Raw genomic sequence first — 20,492 nt, 5'->3', positions numbered from 1 at the left:
GGTAGTTGTCGGGTTGTTAGAGGATCGCGATGGGATTGATGGGCGAACCAACCGCCCCGGTAATGGGCAAGGGAGCCGCGACCAGCAGGAAGTCGTAGCGGCCGCGTTCCCCGCACTTTTCCGCAAGCTGGTCCAGATCCCACAGTTCGCCCACGGTGAGGCCCATGTTGGGGATGACCACCTGATGGAGGGGCTGGAAGGCCGGGACGTCAAACTCGTTGGGTCGCACTTCGAAGCCCCAGGTGTCGGTGGCGATGGCTGCGATTTCGCTGCTGTACAACCAGCCCGCCGTCGTAAGTGACAGTCCCGGCGCCGGGCCTCCCGCGTAGTCGCCCCACCCGTCCCGCTTTGCTCGCGATAGTTGCCCGGTCCGCACCAGGACGATGTCGCCCTGACCCACAGCACTGCGCTGGGCTTCGATGCAGGACTCCAGGTCCGCGGTGGTGATCGCATACCCGTCAGTGAGCTCACCCGTTTCCGGGTGGAGGTGGCGGCCGACGTCCAGGAGGACACCTCGCGACACCGGAGCCGCCGCGGCGTGCTCGATGCCGGTTACGAGGTCGCCGTCGCTGGTGACGACGTCGCCAGCCCTGCGCCCATTCCAGGCTGCACCGTGATCGAAGATGTGGCCCAGCCCGTCCCATTGGGTGGAGCACTGGAGAGGCATGGAGATCACGTCGTCAGCCCCGCCAAGTCCGTGAGGGAAGCCTTGCGTACCCCGCTCGGCATCCGTTCCCGTGTCAAGCATCGTGTGGACGGGGTTTGTCCGGCGACGCCATCCCTTCTGCGGCCCGTTCATGTCGAACGGTTGCGAAAGCGAGATGACTTCGCCTTCCCGTACCAGGGCAGCTGCCTGCTTCCGCTTGGCTGCGTCGATGAAGTTCAGGGTGCCCAGGACATCGTCCTCACCCCATCGGCCCCAGTTCCGGTAGGCCTTGCCACGGCGGGAGATTTCACCTTCAGGGTCGTTGCGGTCCAGCGATGCCGGATTGTCCAGGTTCATTGCCGACCCTTACGCTGACTCATCGACAGGTTCGGCCACACAGCGCACTACCTGGGTGCCGAGGCCTTGGATGCTGCCCGTCATGACGTCGCCGCCCCGGAGGAGCCTTCCCCAATGGGCGCCGTTGCCCGCCGGGCTTCCCGTCAGGAGGAGATCGCCGGGCAGGAGCGGCATGTTCTGCGAAGCGGCTGAAACCAAGGCGGGGATGTCGAAGAGCAGATCATCCGTGGAGGCGTCCTGCATGACGTCACCATTGAGCTCCAGCCGCACCTTGAGCTTGGCGGGATCCACGAACTGCGCCGGGACCAGGAACGGGCCGGTGGGGAGGAACCCAGGAGCGTTCTTACCGCGGTACCAATCGGTGCCAATCTCCTTCATGTCCCGGCGGAAGACCAGGTCACGGGTGGTGATGTCATTGACCACTGTGTAGCCAGCAACGTGCTGCATCGCTTCCTCGCGGCTTACCTTGAAGACTTCTTTGCCAATAACCACAGCAAGTTCCAACTCCCAGTCGTGTTTCTCGCTGTAGCCGGGGAGAACCAACGGAACGTCGTCGCCGACAACGCAGGCAGGAAGCCCGATGAAGAAGTAGGGCTCACCGTTGGCCTGGCGATCGTCCATCATCTTGCCTGCCCATTCGCGCGCTTCCTCGGGAGTGCGGGGGTCAGCCTTGTCCAGGCCCGCTACGACGAGGTCGATCACATGGGTTCTGTAATTGGCACCGGTCTGCAACACCTGCCGCGGCTCGACGGGCGCCGTCAAAACCACGCTGTCCAGCGGAACCCACGCATCCTCGTTTCCCGTGAGCTCTTCCAAACGGTCCCAGTCGGGTGCGCTCAGGAAATCATTGAGGCTTGCAGCCCCGAGTTCTCTCTCACCGAGCGGCCGGATCCGGTCTCCGGCGATAAGACCCAGCAGCACTGCGTCCTCTTCCCGGTAACGTGCGAGTGCGAACGGTGCTTCCAACTGGCCTGACGACGTCGTCATGAACGTAACTCCCCTCGTAGGCCGCCTTCGGCCCACTTCATTTAATGTCGGAATTCGACATAAGTAAATCAATTTCTGGTTATATCGTTTATCACCGACGTGAATGCGCACGTAGAGTGAAGACCCCGCACCGGGAGCAGCAGTTTCCGGTGCGGGACGGTTCCTAGCCTTGCCCCTGGCGCGCGTAGGGGTTGAAGAGTGCTTCCTTGATCTCGTCCGGCACGCCTTCTTCCGTGGCGCTGGGACCGTCTGCCGGTGGGAAGGATTCAGTCATGGACATCGGCATGGCACCGTTGCGGTACATGTTGTTCGAGCCAAGCGACGGGGTCCAGGTGTTCGGCTCCCAGTCCGGGACATAATTCCGGTATCCGCCCGTGTTGAGCTCGATGCGCAGGCTGGAGGGCTCGCGGTAGTAGAGGAAGTTCTGCTCCCCGATGCCGTGGATGGAGGGACCGTACTCGATCGGGACGCCATTCTCGATCAGCGTGTCCGCAGCGATCAGGAGTTCCTCGCGGGTGTCCACCCAGAAGGCATAGTGGTTGATGCGGCCGGCCCTGGTGGAGCCGTCCAGAACGACGCCGAGGTCATGGGACTTCTCGTTGGTTGTCAGCACGGAGAACACGGAGATGGGTGCTTCGTCCAGGACCGTGCGGGCCATGATCCGGAATCCAAGGACGTCGTTGTACCACTTGGCAAAACCGTCCACGTCGGACGTCGCGATGGTCACGTGGTCCAGCTGGCGAGGCGCCCCGGCCACCATGCTTCGGCGGGAAGGGCGATCCGGGTAGGTCGACAAGTCCTTGCCCTCGCCGTGGTAGCGGGTGACATCCCAGTGCAGCGTCATGCTGTGGCCCCAGGGTCCAACAAAGCGGTAGGCGCGTCCGATGCCGTGGACATCAATCCACTCCCCGGTGACTCCGGCGGCCTCGATGCGTCGAGCCGCCTCGTCGAGAGCCTCGGCGCTCGACGTGCGCCATGCCATGGTCTCCAGCGCCGGTTCCGTACCGGGGGCTACCACCACGCTGTAACTGTAATAGTCGCCCCAGCAACGGAGGTAGACCGCGCCGTCTACACGGTCAACAACCTTGAGCCCTACCTGGTTGACGTAAAAGTCCACGGAGGCCTCCACGTCTGGAGTGGTGATGGCTACGTAGGAGAGGTGGGAGAGAAGCTTGATCATCTTCGATCCTTTCAATGGTTTTGTGAAGCTGCCCACATCAAGTCTCGGCGTCGCATGCACATCAGGGAAGACGATATTGCCTATGCCGCAGATCAGCCTTGGTTATGCCGCCCGAGGAGTTGCACTGCAAGCTCCCGATCCTCGAGCAGCATCTCGATGTCATTGGGGCCCACTCTCGAACGGGACGCTTCAACCGCCCTGCGAAGAGTCAGCCGAGCCGACGATTCATAGCGAACCGGCGCCAGCAATCCTCCGTCCGCGGTGGTTGTTGTCACCGTGACCTCGTCTCCAGTCCTGCCCCACTCCACCTCCGTACGAACCTCGCCCAAAGCCATCACCTTGAACTGCGGGCGCTGCGCCGTATCTGCGGGCAGCCGGGTCCTTAGTGTCACTGAGACCGGCCCTCCGGGAGCCTGCGCCTCAAGTAGGAACATCCCGGAGCTGCCGGCAACACAACGGAGTGGGCCACCAGCCAGGGTGGCCGCCCACCGCACGGCATCTCGCAGCACACTTTCGAGGCTCGAGGAAGGTGCCGCACATTCCACCGTCACCAACGTGGCTACGGTCCCCGCCCTCAGTACGAGCGCGTCGCCCAGTACATCCGGGCGCAATCGGTGCCGCTCCACCAAAATTGGCACGCTCGCACGTGTGACGGCGGCCACCGCCGCCGACGGAACATCCCGTGGATCAGCGACCACGACAGCCAACGCCCCTGCATGCTGCGCATCCTGCACGCACCTCCACCAAGCGCCCCGTCCGTCAACAGCTACGATGGCACTCTGCCAGGAAGCGCTGGGGCGCACACTTTCGGACAGTTCAACTATTGCCGCCTCGTAGCTCCAGGACGTTGCCGCTACAGGCAAAGCCGTCTTCAACGGAGCACCCCCGCAGTCATAGCGGCGTGGATCTGCTCGGCCACATGGAGTGGATACAAGGCATCCTCCAGGATGTCGTCGTAGTCGACGGGGGCGGCTCCCTTGAGGAGGCTCGCGAAATACCGCCACTCCTCCTCGTAGCCATCATCGGGGGTTGTCGGATACTCCGTCCGGGACCCGTCCGCATGCATTACCGCCACCGCCCCGCTTCCCGCGTGAACGAAGGGCGGCGTGTAGTCCAGGTCCACCTGAAGGTGGGACGTAGAGAACGTGACTCGCCAGAGGGCATCCGGACCTGCGGGGAGCATGGTGAGGGCCAGTTGAACGGTCACGCTGCCGGCCCTGTATCCCACGGCGTACCCGATCGGCGGGATGAAGCGGGCATACTCGACGCTGTCAATGCGCGGCGCGAAGCGCCGGACTGCGGGAAGGTCGTGGACGGCCAGGCCCGTGATCAGTTGCTTGACGACGCTTGCGGCAACAGTGGGGTTTCCGATGTCGGGTCGACCACGCGCGGGCATCTGAAAAGGGCCGGCTTCCGAGACCACCAGGTGATAGCGGTCATTCGGCGGAAGCGCGAGAGTCACCGTGATGGCTTCGACCGAGTGCCCGTCCAGTAGGCGCTGGGCCCGCTTCCAGCCGGGATCATGCGCGTGATTGGTGCCCACCATCATGACGGCGCCGGCCGAGCGGCACGCGGCCACCACCTCAAACACCTCCTCTGCGCTGGTGGCCAACGGTTTCTCACAAAAGATGGCCCGCTTCCCTGCAGCCACAGCTGCAAGGATCTGCCGTGCATGCTCCGCTGGCGGGCTGCATACTGCCACCACATTGACTTCGGGGTCGGCGAACAGATCCCGCTCCCCCACCGACCACTTTGCGTCCTGGGACTCCGCAAGCGCTAGCGCCCTTCCACTGCCGACGTCGGCGAAGTGCACTGGTCGGAACAGGCCGCCCAGGCGCGCGATCGTGGGGATGTGCAGGGCAGCTACCCCCGGACCAGCCCCGAGAAAACCTATGTTCCATGTCATGTCCCACTCCTTTTGTCAGAATTATTCCTAAGTATTTGCGATTTTGGCTATAGACACTGGAAATCCGCACCTTAGTGTCTGCTTTGTGGGAGAATCTGGAGCTATGACCACAGATTCGACGCTTCGCTTCGGCGCACAGACCGACGAAGTCACCAGCCTGCTCCGCATCGTCAACCTCGTGCGCACCGGCGAAGCAACCACCCGACCCGAAATTGGCCGCGTGACAGGCCTGGGCCGGGGTGTCGTGACGCAGCGGGTGGATCAGGCCATCCAGATGGGCTTCCTGGGGGACGGCGAGTTTGGGACTTCGTCCGGCGGCCGGGCACCGCGGACGCTCCGCTTCCGTTCGGAGCAGGGGCGCATCATTGTCTGCGCCCTTGGCGCCCTTCACATCAGGGTGGGCTATGCAGAACTGGATGGCGACATCATTGACCAGCGGCACCGGGAGTGGGACATCTCCCGGGGGCCGGCTGAAACATTGCAGGCTGCCATGGATCTTCTGGACGAACTCCTCGGCGAGGCCGCAACCTTGCCGGTTTGGTCCGTGGTTGTAGGGGTTCCGGGTCCCGTGGACTTTGAAAGCGGCCGACCCGTTGCACCGCCGATCATGCCGGGATGGAACGGCTACGACATCCGGCTGCCCTTCGAGGAGCGCTTTGACGCTCCCGTGTGGGTGGATAACGATGTCAACCTGCTCGCCTTGGGCGAACGGGCCCGCCGTCGGGACGCCTACGCCGACCTCATTTACTGCAAGATTGGCTCTGGAATCGGCGCGGGACTGCTCTCGCAGGGTCGGATTCACCGGGGTGCCAACGGCGCTGCAGGGGACATCGGCCACGTCCGCGTTCCGGATTCGGATGCTGTCTGCCGGTGCGGCAAAGTTGGCTGCCTTGAGGCCGTCGCCGGAGGCTGGGCTCTGATCCGGGACGCAGAGCTCGCCATCAAAGAAGGCGCTACCGGTCCACTCGCCGCCTCAGTTGAGCAAGGTAGGGCCCTGTCACCGGAGAGCATCGCCCTGGCAGCCAACAGCGGCGACGGACTGGCGGTGCGGTTGCTTCAGAGTTCCGCGCGTGTCGTCGGTGAGTCAATCGCCGCCCTCGTCAACATGTTCAATCCCGGAGTCATCGTGATCGGCGGCGCCATGGCATCTGCCGGCGAAGTATTCCTCGCGGAGGTAAGGCAAAGGGTGTACGAGTTGTCCCTGCCGCTTGCCACGCGGGACCTCCGGATCCAATTGTCCGTCAACGATGAGCGGGAACCGTTGCGTGGCGGCATCGAGCTGGCGCGCGAGCAGCTCTTTGAAACCACTTTCCCGCGGTGGTTCGCGCAGGGCAAACCCCGGCCGGCCAGGACCATGGCCCTGAACTAAGACGAGCTCCTCCTGCAATTGCTACGCGACGTCCCGGGCCGCGCCAGCAGATCCTTCGCAGGTTTCTCCAATCCAGGACTCCACGTGGATGGGAAGAACCAGCGGCCCATCCCCGCCGCCCCGTAGGTACGGAACCAACAAGTTAAAGTCCACTGACACGTGATGCCTGCCCTCAGATTTTCGCCGAGAGACCGGCCCGGCGGGGAAGGCCAGCACCAGCCTGTCCTGGATAAACCACCAACCGGACTCGTTAACAAGTGAACCCGCCGGAACCGTGCGATCGTGAAGCCTAACGTTCACATCTTCACTGGGCGCCGAGTACCCGTCCGTTGTCACGGTGATCCCGGAGATGCAGGACAACGGCATGGAGCGGATCCACGGCAGGCCCAACCGGAGCTCGTAACCACCAAGGGTTGCAGTTAGGGCGCCGTCAAGTAAAGCGTTCTCCAACATTTCCTTCTCCTTTGTCTGAAAGTGACATAAGTTTGTCATTAAGATACTTATTTGGAAAGGATCATCATGGAAGCCACTTTGCCTGCCGGGTGGACCACCGCGGCCAGTTCCTTCAATTGGGCTCCGGAGATCATCTCCGCCCACCGGAGCAGCCAGGACATTGTGACCGGCATCGCCGGGAACAAGGTGGCCAGCGTCATCGAACTGGAGCCCGGACTGTTGTGGCGGACATTTCCCGCGCCACAACACCACGAGGTTGACGAATTCCGGACTGCGCTCCGGGCAGCGGGCGGTCAGGTCAGTATTGTTGGTTGCAGTCTGGACGATTTCACGACGACGTCGGACCGCCGCACCACTGGCCAGCGCCTTGAGTTCCTGGTTCCGCAGCTGGACGCCGCACGCCGTGTCGGGGCATCGGGCGTCCGGCTCCCGATTGGTCAGGCGGGACCGAAATTGCTTGGATTGCTTCAGCCGATTCTGCACGATCTTGATCTGGTGCTGTTTGAGGAAATCCAAGGGCAGCAGAGCCCCCTCAATCCTCAGGTAAGGCCAGCCCTCGATCACATTTCCGCATTGGATGATCGCCGAATCCGGGTATTGGTGGACATCAGCATGCTGATGCCCGCGCTGCCTGTCACCTACCTGGAAGAACTGTCCGAAGGGGGCCTATCCCCCGTCTTGTGCGGGCTGCTCGCGCGAGACTGGAAGGACCCTTCCATCAACGATGCGGTGATGTCAGCACTGCGCTCCGGGACAATACCGGCCAGAGTGCACACCTTGTTCATGAACCTGCTCATCCGGTTCGGACGAAGCGAGGCCTCTGATCTTACGGACATTCTCCCGCTGGTGGGTGGGTTTCACTTGAAGTTTTGGGACCTTGACGATGCCGACAACCGCGTGTCCCAGCCGTTGCTGGAACTGGGAAGGCTGTTGGACCAGCACGGATTCACCGGCACGCTGACCAGCGAGTGGGGCGGTCACGAGTGGCTTCAGGGCGATCCGAGCGACATGACCCGCCGGCATCTGGCGATGGCGGAGAAAGCACTGACTGCCGGCGCAGGTGACCGCCTCGGCCGGTAGTTACCTGCATGACGGGGCGTCAACCTGGCAGCACGGCGGACCAGCCGCCGTCGACCATCAGGTTGGCGCCCGTCACGTAGGAGGCTTCGTCAGAAGCAAGAAAAAGGGCGCATCGGGCCACCTCTTCAGGTGCACCAATGCGCCCCAGCGGGATGTGCACGGCGATAGCGTTCATGGGATGTCCCGGGGCCAAGAGATCGCCCTCCGTAGCTGACGTGCGAATCATGCCAGGGCTCACTGCGTTGACGCGAATACCGACCGGCGCTCCTTCGGCGGCAAGCTGCTTGGTCATGGCCACCACGGCGCCCTTGGCGGCGGTATGTGCCAGGCGCCCATTGGTGACGGAGCCGGTGACTCCGGCGGTGGACCCCACCAGCACGACGGCGGCTCCTCCGGCCGCGGCCAACTGTCCCCAAAAGTGCCGCACGGGTAGAAAAACGACATCCATTTCGTGCGCCACGTTCCACCGCCAATCGGCAAAGGAGATCTGCTCCACGGGGGCGAGACGGGTGGCGGCCGCGTTCGCGTAGAGGATATGGACCCGTTCGTGGGCACCGGCCACATTGGCAGCCCAGCTGGCGACAGCTTCGTCGTCGGTAAGGTCTACGCTCGTACTTTCGGCCCTGCCACCGGCTTGCCGCACCATGTCAACGGTGGCGGCAGCGCCGTCGTCGTTCATGTCACACCCCACGACGACCGCCCCCTCCTCCGCAAACGCGAGAGCGGCCGCGCGGCCCTGGCCGCTGGCGATGCCGGTGATAACGGCAGTTTTACCTTCGAGCCTGAGTCTGCGCGACCGCATGGTCATCCCCTACTTTGTGCTGAAAGCGGCGTCGAACGCCGCAGCGGAGGGCTCGTACGAGGATAGCTTCCGCACGAAACCCAGCGCCTCCGGTGCGCCAACCAAGCGATTCATGCCCGCATCTTCCCATTCCACGGACAAAGGACCTGCGTAATCGATAGCGTTGAGCATACGGAAGGAGTCCTCCCACGGAACGTCACCGTGGCCCGTGGAAATGAAGTCCCAGCCACGGCGAGGATCAGCCCATGCAAGATGGGAAGACAGTCGACCGTTGCGGCCGTTGCTGAGACGTTTTTTCGTGTCCTTACAGTGCACGTGGTACACGCGGTCGCGGAAGTCCCACAGGAATCCGACGGGGTCGATGTCCTGCCAGACCATGTGGCTGGGATCCCAGTTCAGTCCGAAGGCCTCGCGGTTACCGATCGCCTCCAGAGCGCGCTGAGTGGTCCAGTAGTCATAGGCAATTTCGGAGGGGTGGACTTCGTGGGCGAAGCGCACTCCAACCTCGTCGAAGACGTCCAGGATGGGGTTCCACCTGTCCGCGAAGTCCTGGTAACCGGCGTCGATCATCTTCTCGCTGGCAGGCGGGAACATCGCCACGTATTTCCAGATGGATGAGCCTGTGAAGCCGGTGACCGTCTTGACGCCAAGTTTCGCAGCCAATCGGGCGGTATTCTTCATCTCCTCGGCGGCCCGGCGGCGCACCCCTTCGGGATCGCCGTCGCCCCACACGATGTCCGGAAGGATGTCCCGGTGCCGTTGGTCGATGGGATCGTCACAGACAGCCTGGCCCTTAAGGTGGTTGGAGATGGTCCAGACCTTGAGCCCGTTGCGCTCCAGGATGTTGAGCTTGTCCTGGATGTAGGCATCGTCATCCCAGCGCCACGGGTCGAGGTGGTCTCCCCAACAGGCAATTTCCAGCCCGTCGTAGCCCCACTCGCCGGCGAGCCTGGCCACCTCCTCGAACGGCAGATCGGCCCACTGCCCTGTGAAGAGGGTGATTGGTCGTGCCATGTCAGTGTCCTTCCTAGGCTTCCACCCGGACGTCCGCGGCCACGCGTGTCCAGGCAGAGTCGTTGTCTGAGCTGCGTTCCACGGCTTCCAGTACGCGCTGAACCCGCAGGCCATCGGCAAAGGTCGGGTGCGGATCCGTGTTCCTGTAGATGCCTTCCACGAGATCCTTGACTTGGTGGGAGAAGCCGTGCTCGTAGCCCAGCATGTGTCCGGCCGGCCACCACGCAGCGACGTAGGGATGAACGGGTTCGGTGACCAGGATCTTGCGGAAACCCTGCTGATCGGCCGGGGCGGTCCGGTCGTAGAATTGGATGCTGTTCAGGTCTTCCAAATCGAAGGCCAAGGCACCCTTGTCGCCGGAAACTTCGATGGAGAGTGCGTTCTTCCGCCCGGTTGCGAAGCGCGTGGCTTCGAAGGAAGCCAGCGCCCCGGAGGCAAGTCGTCCCGTGAAGATGGCAATGTCATCCACAGTGACCTGCCCGTACCCGGCAGTCGCCTTACCGGAAAGTCCCGATCCGCTACCAAGAAGCGGCCGTTGCTTGACGATGGTATCCAGCACGCCGGAGACCTGTTCGACGTCGATCCCGGTAACGAACTCCACCAGATCGATGGCGTGGGCTCCGATGTCCCCCAACGCGCCGGAGCCCGCATGCTCTTTCTGGAGCCGCCACGCCAAGGGCATGTCCGGATCCACCAGCCAATCCTGGCGGTAGGACGCTCGAACGTGTGCGATCCGGCCCACCGCGCCTTCGGCGATGAGCTGGCGCAGGAACGTCACGGCCGGCACCCGACGGTAGGTGAAACCCACCATCGCTTTCACTCCCCGCGCCGCGGCACGTTCAGCAGCGGCGGCCATGGCTTCTGCTTCCGCCACGGTGTTGGCCAGCGGCTTCTCGCACAGGACGTGCTTGCCTGCCTCCAAGGCGGCGATGGCGATCTCGGCATGGGAATCGCCAGGAGTCACAATGTCCACGATGTCGATGTCATCGCGGGCGATGACCCCCCGCCAGTCAGTGGCCGATTCGGCCCAGCCCCATTTACTGGCCGCGGCGGCCACCGCCGTTGCGTCCCTGCCAACGATGACAGCCATCTGGGCATCAAGCGGAAGATCGAAAACACGCGGTGCCGTCCGCCAGCCCTGGGAGTGGGCAGCGCCCATGAACCCATAGCCGATCATGGCCACCCGGAGGCTTGTCATGCGAGCACAACTTTGCGCTCAACCGCCACCCGGTTGCCCACGTAGCGCATGGGTGCGATCTGCATGTACAGCAGGCGGAGGGTCAGGATGACTTCGACGTCGATTTCCTCACCGGAGTCGGGGACCCGGTCCAGCGGGATGATAATGTCCGGCTTGTCGGCCACGAACCACAAGGTTTCCCATTGTTCCGGGAGTTCCTCAATGGAGTAGCTTCTTCCCTGCAGTTCGAACCGCAGGGCGGACTTGGGAATTTCAACACCATTGACGGTGGCGGCGACATCATCCACGGCGGAGAGCCACAAGCTGCGGTACCAGGGCAGCTGCACGGAGACAGAGATGCCCTCGGGGTGCCGGCGGACGTCAGCGTCCTGGAAAAGGGAGTTATGGGTTGCCATGATGATCCTTACTCAAAGGTCTCGACGAAGGTTTGATGCGGTACCGGCGGCTGCGGCTCCAGTGTCTGCCGGGCCGTCGGGTTGTACGGGTGGTATTCGCTGGGCACGGGTTCGTCCGCGGGCGGCATGAAGACGGGCTTGCCATCGTCCCCGAAGTACATGAGGTCCAGCGCGAAAGCGTGCTGATTCTTTTCGGCGAAGCTGATCCAGTTCTCTTCGAATGGTGCCCGCAGGAGCTCGTAGCAGCGGAACTTCCAGATCTTCCACTCACCGTCTTGGCGGAGGAAGTCCACGGCGTATTTGCACCACACCCAGTGTGCCCAGACTTTCTTTCCCAGGACTTCGCCCGGAGAGTACATATAGTCCGGGCTTTCCTTAGCAACGTCCGGGTCCGTCAGGCCCGATTCATTGCCGGTCATGATCCAAACGCCCTTGGCGGTTTCGCCGTCGGCCGCAACTTCGATGACCGGGGTTGTGGTGTAGTGCAGGATCAGCTTGCCCTCCGGGTTCGGACGGCCCTGGTGGTAACGGATAACGCTGTCGTAGTCCGTGTACTGCCCCGCGTTCGTGTAACGGGCCCGGACGCCGGGAGTTCCCGGCTTCACCCACAGAGGGATGATCTGCTCGTCCTGGAAAGCGTTGTGCAGGTACATGTAGCGGTTGAACAGGTTCTCGATGTCGCCGCGGTCGTTCGCGCGGCGAGCCAAACGTTGGGCTTCCTTCAGTTCGGTTTGGAGCTGCTGGATCACCGCGCTGAGGTCCGTATCGGTTGCTGGCATGGATATCTCCCTAGGCCGGCACTACGGCGTCTTCGATGGCGCGGCGCATGAGTGCATGCTGCTTCTTGACGAGGTCGATCGGGTCCGATTCGCCGAGGTCGGCAAAGGCGTGGCCTTCCCACTCGCTCGAAAGGAAGCCTGTGTAGCCGCCCTTGACGAACTGGCGGACAATGCGCGGGATGTCCATGGCGGGCTCGTTGCCGTGCTCGTCGATGTCGTAGAACTTGGCGTGAACATGGAACATCTGCGGCATGATGTCCAGCCACTCCTCGGGTGCCACCAGCCCGTGCATGTTGAACGCCAGGCGGGTGAAGGGCCCCAGGTTCGCCGGATCGAAATTTTTGGAACGCAGGTAGTCCTCGAACTCCTGGTTGCGTTCCTGCATGGGAAGGGGCTTCTTCCAGATCTCCTGCATCACCGCGAAGTGTTCCTGCGGCAGCCCCATCTCGGTCAGGGTCCTGTACAGGGTAGGCGAAAGGCTGTGCATCGTGGAGCTGAAGTCTGCCGTGAAGCCCAGCCGCTCGCTTCCCAGCTCTTCATACATTTCCCGTATCTGGAGGATCTTGGGGTCGTTCGGTCCCTGCGGGGCGTGGATTTCGTAGCCGAGCTTCTGGTCGTACTTCTCCGCGAGCGGCAGGAGGCGGCGCAGCAGCTCCTTGCCAGCGGATCGAATGACGATCTTGTTGAAGCCCAAGGTGTTTGCCGTCTTCAGCTGGCGCGCAAAGAAGTCGAACTCTTCGTCCGGGGTCATGTCCCGATCCTTGCGGCGGCCCATGTCCAGATTGGTGCCCACCGCGCTGGGGGTCAGCCCGTATCGGTCCATGCTGTCGCGCCACAGCTTGACGAACTCAGCGTCGACGTCCGGGTAGGTGCGCAACATCTGTGCGATGTTGAATTCGACGCCGGGGCCCAGGCCTTCATCAGCGACGGCCTTGATGAGTGTCTCGGGCGTGTAGTGGCCCGCGGCGAATTCGGAGGTCAGGGAGTAAAGGGTGATTCCAAGCTCGATACCCGAGCCTGCGATGCCTGTAGACATGTTCTTATCCGTTCGTATCAGCCGAGGACCGGCTGGGTGAGGTGGCTGTTGAGGATGCTGCGGGCTTCAGCGGGATCGGTGATCATCCTGGAGCCGGCGTTGGTCGCAGCTGAGCGCTGGACGGCCTGTTCGCCCCGGATGATGTCGAAGGGATCCTCCCAGTTGTTCCAGTGCCAGCCCTCGTACTCGCTGGAGATCGCACCGGAGTAGCCGTTCTCCACGAGTTGGCGGACCAGGTCACGCACCGGAACGGATGGTTCCTCACCGTTCTCGTCGATACCGAAGAACTTGCCGTGGACATGGCGGACGTGGGGCATGATCTCCAGCCAGGTATCAATCGGCGCAGGGCCAAAGAGCCCGGTTCCGTTGATGGCGAAGTCGATTCCGAGGTCCGGACGTCCATTGCGGGCGGCCAATCCGATGAAGGCGCCGAAGCGCTCGCCGTGGACTTTCTGCGTGATGGGCGGGCCCTCAGCGTAGAAGCCGTTCCACAGTTCCACGACGTCATGGAGGAGCTCTTCCGAGGCGCCGCGGCGGCGGTACGCCTCGAGCAGCGATGGAGCGAAACCGCTGACTGTGGCTCCCCAGTCTGCGGTGAAACCGAGCAGCGGCGAGTTGAGCTTTTCGTACCGGTCGCGCAGGGCGAGGATGCGCTCGTGGGCACCGTGCTGGTCCGCGTGGACCTCCAGCGCGAGGGTTACGCCGTACTGTTCCGCCACGGGGAGCAAACTTTCCATGGCATCGGGCGTCAGGGAGATCTGTACTCGCGCGATCGGGAAACCGAGCCTGGATGCGACCTCGATCTGCTTGCGCATGTATTCCACGAGTTCGTCGTGGTTCATCAGGCGGTCCCTGCGGATGCCGGTGTCAACGTTGATGGCAAGCGAGGTGGGAACCAGGTCGACTTCGGCTACGAGGTCGCGGAAGTGACCCACGAAAGAGTCCTCCACCCGGTCCGGAAAGCCTCGCAGGCTGGAGAAGCCGATGATCTCGAGCCCGGGTCCGTAGCCTTCGGAGGCAACCTTGCGGATCAGGCTGTCCAGGTCGTATTGGCGGCTATGGAAAGCCCTTGTGAAGCTGTAGAGGGTAACGCCCTGGATGGGCGTGCCGAGGCCGGTCATCGCTGTCCTACCTTCATGGTCTTGGTGTTGTTCTCTTCGATGTGCAACACGCCGTGGTCGGTGATGATGTAGGGGATGTAGAGCTTGAGATCCACGCGGACTTCATGCTCGGCGTCCGTGTCGGTGATCGGCAGCTCGCCGGACAGGACGGCTGAATCCAGAGGGAACCACCATTCGTTCGTTTCTTCGACGAGTTCAGCGAAGCTGAACGTGCGGTTGTTCATGGTCCAGCGAAGTGATTCCTCAGGAGCAGCAACACCATCGATGGTGAGCGCGGCCCCGGCAATGCACGAACCCGGAAGGGCCCGATACCACGGGATACGGACTTCGACGGCGGTTCGGCCCGCCTCGGTTGTGAGCGTTCCCTGCTCGATCATGCGGTCGGCAATCATCGGAAATCTCCTTGTCTCACTGGGAGCATCAGCGCCCCTCAGCGACTTTTTCCTTATTTAGTAATTCTATTGTCTGATTCTGACATAAGTAAAGTGACTGCGAGGTTCCTGGCGATTCTGCGTGCTCCACGAACAGCCAAAGCGACCGCCGTTAGGGTTGGGTTACACGCGGTCGCCGTGGGGATGACCCCGTTGCCGGCCACGAAAAGGCCTTCGGCTCCCCAGACTTCGCTGTCCGGCGAGCACACACTCTCGCCGTTATCGGATGCACCCATCCGAGTAGAGCCTTGGTAGTGCAGGGACGAACCAGGTGGCAGGACAAACGGCCGGTCATCCAGGGGAAGGCCTACGGCATTGCCGAGCCGGACGATCTCGCTCTTTGCCCGTTCAATAACCTCATGATCACGGTCCGTCAGGCGGTAGTGGATGCGCATGGCCGGCATTCCGTACGCATCGCGCTCGTCGTCGTCGAATACCACACGGTCATCGCGCTGGAGGTCCTTGGCGCAAAACAGGCCCAGTCCCACTATGGAGCCGGGGACTACTGGATCGTCGTCAGCTAAGGGAACCGGCGAGGCATCCAACTGCATGATCTGGCCATGGAACGGAACGTCGTCAGAGTACGGAACCCAAGCAACACCGCTTTGCCGGGTCAGCCCGCCGTGACAGTTCGACTCAGCCGTCTCGGCAAAAGAGACGCCTTCCAGCCGGCTGGCAAAGACTATCTGCGGCTGGTCATTGAGATAGCGGCCAAGTGCGTCCGGTTGAATGCCGGAAGCCCACAGCAGTTGCGGGGTCCGCAGCGCGTCGGCCGCCACCACGACGAAGCGGGCGGCAACGTGATGGCTGCCGCCAGTCCGGCGGTCCTGGACCTCGAGGCCTGCTGCCCTGCCGCCGTCGAGCGTGACCTTGGTGACCAGCGATTCGTCGAACAAGTCAAAGCGTGGGTTGTTTCGGGTAGCTTCGCCCATGACGACGTCTGCTCCGGACCACATGAGGCGGCCGTCCGGCTCGCGGTGGACAGCCAGAGGCATGGGTTGGACACGGCGGGCGGACTCGCGCCCATCGTCCACTGCCGCGGCTAACTTGCTGAGGACAATGTCCGAGAAGGGCGCATCATCAAAAGCGTGCGTCGTGACGCCCAAGAGGCGTTCGGCATCGTCCAGCAAAGCGTCGAGGTCCGGCAGGAATCCAATAAGTTCCTTGCCGGCGGGGCGGGGGCACGCAGCCGTCCAGTGGGCACCCATTCCTCCCACGTTGCTGGACATGGCTGCTACCGGCAGGCCGTCCTCCCCCGCAAACGCATAGCCTTCGGTGAGCAGGTAGGTTCCGGGACGTGCCCTGCGTTCGCCGCTTTTGACGGCGCCCGGCGAGTTGACCGTTGCGGCCCCCGCGCCCGGACCCTCAGAGGCACGCTGCGCCAACGTTCGCCGCTGCTCATCTGCAATGTTCTTGACGTGGGCACCCGGCGGGTTGCTGACCGTGGGCCCCACTTCGAACATGGCGATGGTTGCACCGGGGGCCTCTTCGCTGAGGATCCGCGCGTAGGCCGAGGCTGTGGGGCCGCTGCCCACGATGGCGACGTCCACCGCCGCGGGGTAAGAGCGCTGAGTCACCGTGAAGCCACCAGTTCCTGGATGCGCCGCACCGACTTGGCGGAGTCAATGGTTGGGTAGTACTCAAGGCCGATCGGACCCGTGTAGCCGCTGGACTGAAGGTCGTTGAGGCGGGCAGCCCAGTCAATGGAACCGGAGCCCGGCTCGCCGCGGCCCGGCGCATCGGCGATCTGAACGTACTTGATGAGGTCGCCGGCATTGGCGAGTTCCTTGGCGATATCTTCGCCCTCGACCGTGGAGTGGTAGAGGTCGTAGAGGACGCCGAAGGACGGTGAGTTGACGCCGCGGGCGATGTAGACGGCCTCGGACGTCCGATCCAGCAGGGCGCCCGGGTGGTCCACGCGAACGTTGACCGGTTCCAGGACCAGCGTGATGCCTGACCCTTGGATGTGGTTGACACCCTCAGTGAAAATTTCGATGAGTTCGTCCAACTGGTCTTGGCGCTTGCGCCCGCCGAACCCGGTCCCGCTTCCCACGACGATCCGCGGGCATCCGAGTTGCTGGGCTACTGCGACACCGGCATCCAGACCTTCGTAGAAAGGTGCATGGTTCTTTGGCGGAATCATGAACTGCATCCGCGGCTCCGCGAGTTGGGCAGTGAGTTGCACGCCGGTTTCATCCAGGGCTGCCTTCAGGGCAGGGATGTCCTTACCCGTGGGTCCCCACATTTCGACGGCGTCGAAGCCGGCAGCCGCTGCTGCCCGCACCCGATCTGCGGCACTTTCGCCAGCTTCGGAGAAAAGAAGGTCGATATTCGGCGCAAGTTGGAACATGGCTGTCTCCTGAAATTTAGGGGTTTCTCTAAAACATGGGGTGGTCGTGGGCTGCATCTGCGGGGACGGACTGAAGCCGGCTTTCGGTCTCGCTTAGCCTTTCAGGCCGCCGGAGAAGCCTTGGATGAAGCGCTTCTGTGCGAAGAGGAACAGGGCCAGGATCGGGATCATGGACACGATCACGATCGCAAAGATGGAGTTCCACTGGGAAACAAGGGAGCCGATGAAGTAGTACATGGCCACCGGCAGGGTCTGGTTGCTGGATCCGCCCAGGAAGATCAGCGAGGTAAAGAAGTCGTTCCACACGATCAGGCCCGCAAAGATCGTCACAGTTCCGGTGGCGGGCGCCATCATGGGGAAGACCACCTTGGAGAAAACCTGCGTCTTGCTGGCACCGTCGATGGTTGCCGCTTCCTCGTAGTCGGTACCGAGACCGCGGAAGAAGTTGGCGTAAAGGAAGATCGAAAGCGGCAGCAACATGCCTGTGTATAGAACGATCAGACCCCAGGCTGAACCCGTGAGGCCCAAGGAGCGGGCGCCCATGTACAGCGGAACCGCCCCGAGCTGCCCCGGCAGAATGATCGCTATCAGGAACAGGTAGTAAACGCCCTTGCTCCAGCGCTTGGTTGAACGGGAGATCACGTAGCCGGTGATGGAGCCAAGGGCGATCAGGCCCAGGATGCTGCCCGCCGTGATGATCAGGCTGTTCATCAGCCCCAGCATCACGTTGGAGTTGCCTGTAGCAGTCAGTACGGCCGTGAAGTTGCTGAAATCCGGGCTTGACGGCGGCGCGAGAGGCGAGGTGGTGTAGATCTCACTGTCCGACTTCAGGGCGGTGGTCACCAGGAAGTAGAAGGGTGCCAGGAAAAGGAGGGCCAACACCCACAGCCCGATTTCGCGGAGAAGAGTCAGTTTCGTGTAACGGAACATTGTTAGTCCTCCGGGTTCGATCGCGTCAGCCGCTGCTGGATTACGGCGAAGAACAAGATGATGAGTGCAAGCACCAGGGCCAGGGCGGCACCGCCACCGAAGTTACCCAGGGCAAAAGCCTGCTTGTAGACCTGCGTGGCCAGGGTTTCGGTGGCGCCCGCTGGACCGCCGCCGGTGAGTGCCATAATGGGGTCGAAGACCCTGAGTCCTTGGACGATGCCGAGTGTTGTTGCGATTGCTACCGCGGGGCGGATCGCCGGGAGCGTGACGTTCCAGAACCGTTGCCACAGGTTGGCGCCGTCGATGGCGGCGGCTTCTTCGATTTCCACGGGGACGCTGGCCAGACCGGCCATGAATATGACCATCGCGAAGCCGGTGCTGCCCCATACCAGGACTACCAATACTGTCCAGATGGCCCACTGTGGATCGGCGAGCCACGGTTTGGCGAGATCTTCCAGGCCGACGGACTTGAGGAAGACGTTGATGGGACCGTCGAAGTCGAAGATGTACTTCCAGATGTAGGCCGTCGCCAGAGGGCTGAGGACTACGGGCATGAAGAACAGGGTGCGGAGGAGGTACCGGGTCTTCACCACTCGGTTCAATCCCAGGGCGATGACCAAGCCGGCTACATTGCCAAGGAACACTGAGGAGAAGGCCAGGAACAGGGTATTCATCAAGGCCCCAAGCTTGGTGGGGTCTTTGAAGATGGCCTCAAAGTTGGCCAGGCCCACTACCTTGAAGGACCCGATTCCGGTCCAGTTGGTGAAGGCGAAGTAGCCGCCGATGCCAGTGGCAACGTAGTGGATGGCGATGACGAGGGCTATGCCGGGAAGGGCCCACCACCAGTGTCCGAACTGCAGGGAGCCACCCCGGGAGCGGACCTTGCGGGCCGCCCCCGGGTTCCGCCTGCCTCGCCGGGGCGCATTTGCTGCTTCGGTTTTCGATTGCATCGTCGCAGTCATGGTAATCCTTGCTTGTCCCTTTGAGTCGTCGGAACGTCGTTGGTCTGAATCTGCTCTTAGCCCCAGGCCGAATCCATGGCCTGCAGGACCTGGTCAACGGACTTCTGTCCGGTCAGGAGTCCTTGGACACCAGTGGCAAGTGCGTCGTAGACAGCGGAGTTTGGCCATTGGCTGTTGGGCAGCGGACCGTACTTTCCATCCTTGATGAGGTCCCCGACGTTCTTGTAGGCGCCCGAACCGTAGTCATAGCTCTCGAGGCCGCTCACAGGGAGGGCGCCGTCGGCCTCAGCAAAGGTCTTGGTCTGCTCAGGTTCGGCTGCCCAATCCAGGAATGCCTTGGCAGCTTCCTTGTTTTTGGACGCGGCATTGATGGAGAAGGAGTAGTTGGCGCTGGCGTAGACGTAGCTCTTGCCCGAACCTTCAGCAGGCAGGGCGCGGACTGCGAAATCTGCATCCGCGGCCGCCGTCTTAATTTGCTTCCAGGTGGGACCCGGGACGAAGCCGGCAATGGAAGACCCGCTGGCAAGCCCCTTGGTGATGGCATCGAAGCCGGCGCCCGCAGCTCCCTTTTGGAAGCATCCTGCATCGTTGAGCGTCTTGACGGCCTCAAGGGAGTCCTTCCAGCCCTGGGTATCAGCGAAGGTCGTTTCCTTGTTGACGCGCTTTTCGTTCCATTTCGGGTCCTCGGCGTAGACGCGGGACGCCGCCAAGGACATGGCCATGAGGCCAGTATTCGGTGCGGCCGAGCCGGCAAGGGCAAAGAACGACTTACCGGATGAGCTCAAGGTGGAGCACTGCTTCTCCAAAGCTGCGAAGTCGGTAGGAAAATCGGAGAGGCCGGCCGCCTTGGCGGCAGTTTCGTTGGCCACGATGCCCACAACGGTGATCTCCGGCGCCTGTCCGTAGACTTTCCCATCCTTGCCGAACAGTGCCTCGCTCCCTACGGGAACCAGTTTCTTCGCGGACTCGTCCAGCGGCTCGAGGAAGTTCGCCTCGACCAGCGGAAGGATACTCCGGCCGGTGCCCGAGCCTGGCGAGGTCACGATCACATCTGAGGCATTGCCAGCCTGCAGCTGGGTGCGAACAGTCTGGTCGTATGAGTCGTTGGGCTGCGCGTTGAACGTGATCTTCACGTCCGGGTGAGCGGCCATGTACTGCTCGCCTAGCTTTTGGAAGGGGCTCTCGATGGTGTTGGACGTGGAGAACGTCAGCGAGAATTCCTTGGAGCCGCCGTTGCTGGCCGCGGGAGTGGAGCTCGAGCAGCCTGTTAGTGCCAGTGCAGCAGCGGTTGGGACAACGAGGACGCCGAGCTTAAGTCCCCGGAAGCGGTGCTGTGTCATTTTCAGCCTTTCTGACTTCTTTGTCTGTCGGAGTACCGTGACCCCGGTCACTCATCAGTATGCATGGCATTTGCCAGAAAGACACATAAGTATTTTGAATGCCGCACATAAGTCCCACTGTTCTGCCTCGCGGCCGGTCGCGGACCCCGTATTTGC

At 62.4% G+C, this 20,492-nt stretch carries 21 protein-coding genes; 2 read left to right on the top strand and 19 right to left on the bottom strand.

From position 1 onward, the window contains the following. Nucleotides 1-16: 16 nt before the first annotated feature. The 5 genes from ARUE_RS08950 to ARUE_RS08930 all read right to left on the bottom strand — a co-directional run bounded on the left by ARUE_RS08950 (nt 17) and on the right by ARUE_RS08930 (nt 5,076). Nucleotides 17-1,003, bottom strand: coding sequence for a cyclase family protein (locus ARUE_RS08950; RefSeq protein ID WP_014921480.1), 987 nt, complete (start codon nt 1,001-1,003; stop codon nt 17-19). Nucleotides 1,004-1,012: 9 nt separating this feature from the next. After that, on the bottom strand, nt 1,013-1,990 hold the full coding sequence (locus tag ARUE_RS08945; RefSeq protein WP_014921479.1) for a fumarylacetoacetate hydrolase family protein: 978 nt from the start codon (nt 1,988-1,990) through the stop codon (nt 1,013-1,015). A 163-nt stretch (nt 1,991-2,153) separates the two neighbouring features. Further along, nucleotides 2,154-3,170: a VOC family protein gene (locus ARUE_RS08940; RefSeq protein WP_043470053.1), complete on the bottom strand. Its 1,017-nt coding sequence runs from the start codon at nt 3,168-3,170 to the stop codon at nt 2,154-2,156. A 92-nt stretch (nt 3,171-3,262) separates the two neighbouring features. Then, on the bottom strand, nt 3,263-4,045 hold the full coding sequence (locus tag ARUE_RS08935) for a hypothetical protein (RefSeq protein ID WP_014921477.1): 783 nt from the start codon (nt 4,043-4,045) through the stop codon (nt 3,263-3,265). Next, the gene (locus ARUE_RS08930) at nt 4,042-5,076 is read right to left on the bottom strand and encodes a Gfo/Idh/MocA family protein (protein WP_014921476.1); all 1,035 of its coding nucleotides are present in this window, start codon (nt 5,074-5,076) and stop codon (nt 4,042-4,044) included. Before ARUE_RS08930 ends, ARUE_RS08935 begins: the two co-directional genes overlap by 4 nt. Before the next feature lie 103 nt (nt 5,077-5,179). On the opposite strand from ARUE_RS08930, the gene ARUE_RS08925 reads away from it, so the two are divergent. Next, nucleotides 5,180-6,445, top strand: coding sequence for an ROK family protein (locus ARUE_RS08925; RefSeq protein WP_014921475.1), 1,266 nt, complete (start codon nt 5,180-5,182; stop codon nt 6,443-6,445). Between the two features lie 21 nt (nt 6,446-6,466). Here ARUE_RS08925 and ARUE_RS08920 read toward each other — a convergent pair whose 3' ends face one another. After that, a complete protein-coding gene (locus tag ARUE_RS08920) occupies nt 6,467-6,898 on the bottom strand; it encodes a C-glycoside deglycosidase beta subunit domain-containing protein (RefSeq protein WP_014921474.1) in 432 nt (143 codons plus the stop codon). 66 nt (nt 6,899-6,964) lie between these two features. On the opposite strand from ARUE_RS08920, the gene ARUE_RS08915 reads away from it, so the two are divergent. Continuing rightward, nucleotides 6,965-7,978 (top strand): apurinic/apyrimidinic endonuclease family protein, encoded by a 1,014-nt coding sequence (locus ARUE_RS08915; RefSeq protein ID WP_014921473.1) that lies wholly within the window; start codon nt 6,965-6,967, stop codon nt 7,976-7,978. 19 nt (nt 7,979-7,997) lie between these two features. On the opposite strand, the gene ARUE_RS08910 is transcribed toward ARUE_RS08915, so the two are convergent. The 13 genes from ARUE_RS08910 to ARUE_RS08850 form a co-directional block, all read right to left on the bottom strand. After that, nucleotides 7,998-8,786 carry an SDR family NAD(P)-dependent oxidoreductase gene (locus ARUE_RS08910; protein ID WP_014921472.1) on the bottom strand — a complete coding sequence of 263 codons (789 nt, stop codon included), beginning with the start codon at nt 8,784-8,786 and terminating at the stop codon, nt 7,998-8,000. Nucleotides 8,787-8,789: 3 nt separating this feature from the next. After that, nucleotides 8,790-9,794 carry a sugar phosphate isomerase/epimerase family protein gene (locus tag ARUE_RS08905; protein ID WP_014921471.1) on the bottom strand — a complete coding sequence of 335 codons (1,005 nt, stop codon included), beginning with the start codon at nt 9,792-9,794 and terminating at the stop codon, nt 8,790-8,792. Nucleotides 9,795-9,807: 13 nt separating this feature from the next. Then, entirely contained in the window at nt 9,808-10,992 is a 1,185-nt protein-coding gene (locus ARUE_RS08900; protein WP_014921470.1) for a Gfo/Idh/MocA family protein, read from the bottom strand. After that, nucleotides 10,989-11,387: a C-glycoside deglycosidase beta subunit domain-containing protein gene (locus ARUE_RS08895; RefSeq protein ID WP_014921469.1), complete on the bottom strand. Its 399-nt coding sequence runs from the start codon at nt 11,385-11,387 to the stop codon at nt 10,989-10,991. Before ARUE_RS08895 ends, ARUE_RS08900 begins: the two co-directional genes overlap by 4 nt. 8 nt (nt 11,388-11,395) lie before the next feature. Then, on the bottom strand, nt 11,396-12,166 hold the full coding sequence (locus ARUE_RS08890) for a nuclear transport factor 2 family protein (RefSeq protein WP_014921468.1): 771 nt from the start codon (nt 12,164-12,166) through the stop codon (nt 11,396-11,398). A gap of 10 nt (nt 12,167-12,176) precedes the next feature. Then, nucleotides 12,177-13,202: a sugar phosphate isomerase/epimerase family protein gene (locus tag ARUE_RS08885; RefSeq protein ID WP_014921467.1), complete on the bottom strand. Its 1,026-nt coding sequence runs from the start codon at nt 13,200-13,202 to the stop codon at nt 12,177-12,179. 17 nt (nt 13,203-13,219) lie between these two features. Then, nucleotides 13,220-14,323 (bottom strand): sugar phosphate isomerase/epimerase family protein, encoded by a 1,104-nt coding sequence (locus tag ARUE_RS08880; protein ID WP_014921466.1) that lies wholly within the window; start codon nt 14,321-14,323, stop codon nt 13,220-13,222. After that, entirely contained in the window at nt 14,320-14,715 is a 396-nt protein-coding gene (locus ARUE_RS08875; protein ID WP_014921465.1) for a C-glycoside deglycosidase beta subunit domain-containing protein, read from the bottom strand. Before ARUE_RS08875 ends, ARUE_RS08880 begins: the two co-directional genes overlap by 4 nt. Nucleotides 14,716-14,768: 53 nt before the next feature. Further along, entirely contained in the window at nt 14,769-16,331 is a 1,563-nt protein-coding gene (carA, locus tag ARUE_RS08870) for a c-glycoside 3-oxidase CarA (RefSeq protein ID WP_043470051.1), read from the bottom strand. Continuing rightward, nucleotides 16,328-17,104 carry a TIM barrel protein gene (locus tag ARUE_RS08865; protein WP_014921463.1) on the bottom strand — a complete coding sequence of 259 codons (777 nt, stop codon included), beginning with the start codon at nt 17,102-17,104 and terminating at the stop codon, nt 16,328-16,330. The genes carA and ARUE_RS08865 overlap by 4 nt, the downstream gene beginning before the upstream one ends. 93 nt (nt 17,105-17,197) lie before the next feature. Beyond that, entirely contained in the window at nt 17,198-18,034 is an 837-nt protein-coding gene (locus ARUE_RS08860) for a carbohydrate ABC transporter permease (protein ID WP_014921462.1), read from the bottom strand. A gap of 2 nt (nt 18,035-18,036) precedes the next feature. Next, nucleotides 18,037-18,996 carry a carbohydrate ABC transporter permease gene (locus ARUE_RS08855; RefSeq protein WP_043470050.1) on the bottom strand — a complete coding sequence of 320 codons (960 nt, stop codon included), beginning with the start codon at nt 18,994-18,996 and terminating at the stop codon, nt 18,037-18,039. Nucleotides 18,997-19,052: 56 nt separating this feature from the next. Beyond that, nucleotides 19,053-20,336, bottom strand: a complete 1,284-nt coding sequence (locus tag ARUE_RS08850) for an ABC transporter substrate-binding protein (protein ID WP_014921460.1) — start codon at nt 20,334-20,336, stop codon at nt 19,053-19,055. Between the last annotated feature and the right edge of the window lie 156 nt (nt 20,337-20,492).

It is taken from the genome of Arthrobacter sp. Rue61a, assembly GCF_000294695.2.
GTDB classification, from domain to species: domain Bacteria; phylum Actinomycetota; class Actinomycetes; order Actinomycetales; family Micrococcaceae; genus Arthrobacter; species Arthrobacter aurescens_A.
Note: the sequence above shows the minus strand (reverse complement) of the source record. Positions and strands in the feature narration are given on the sequence as shown.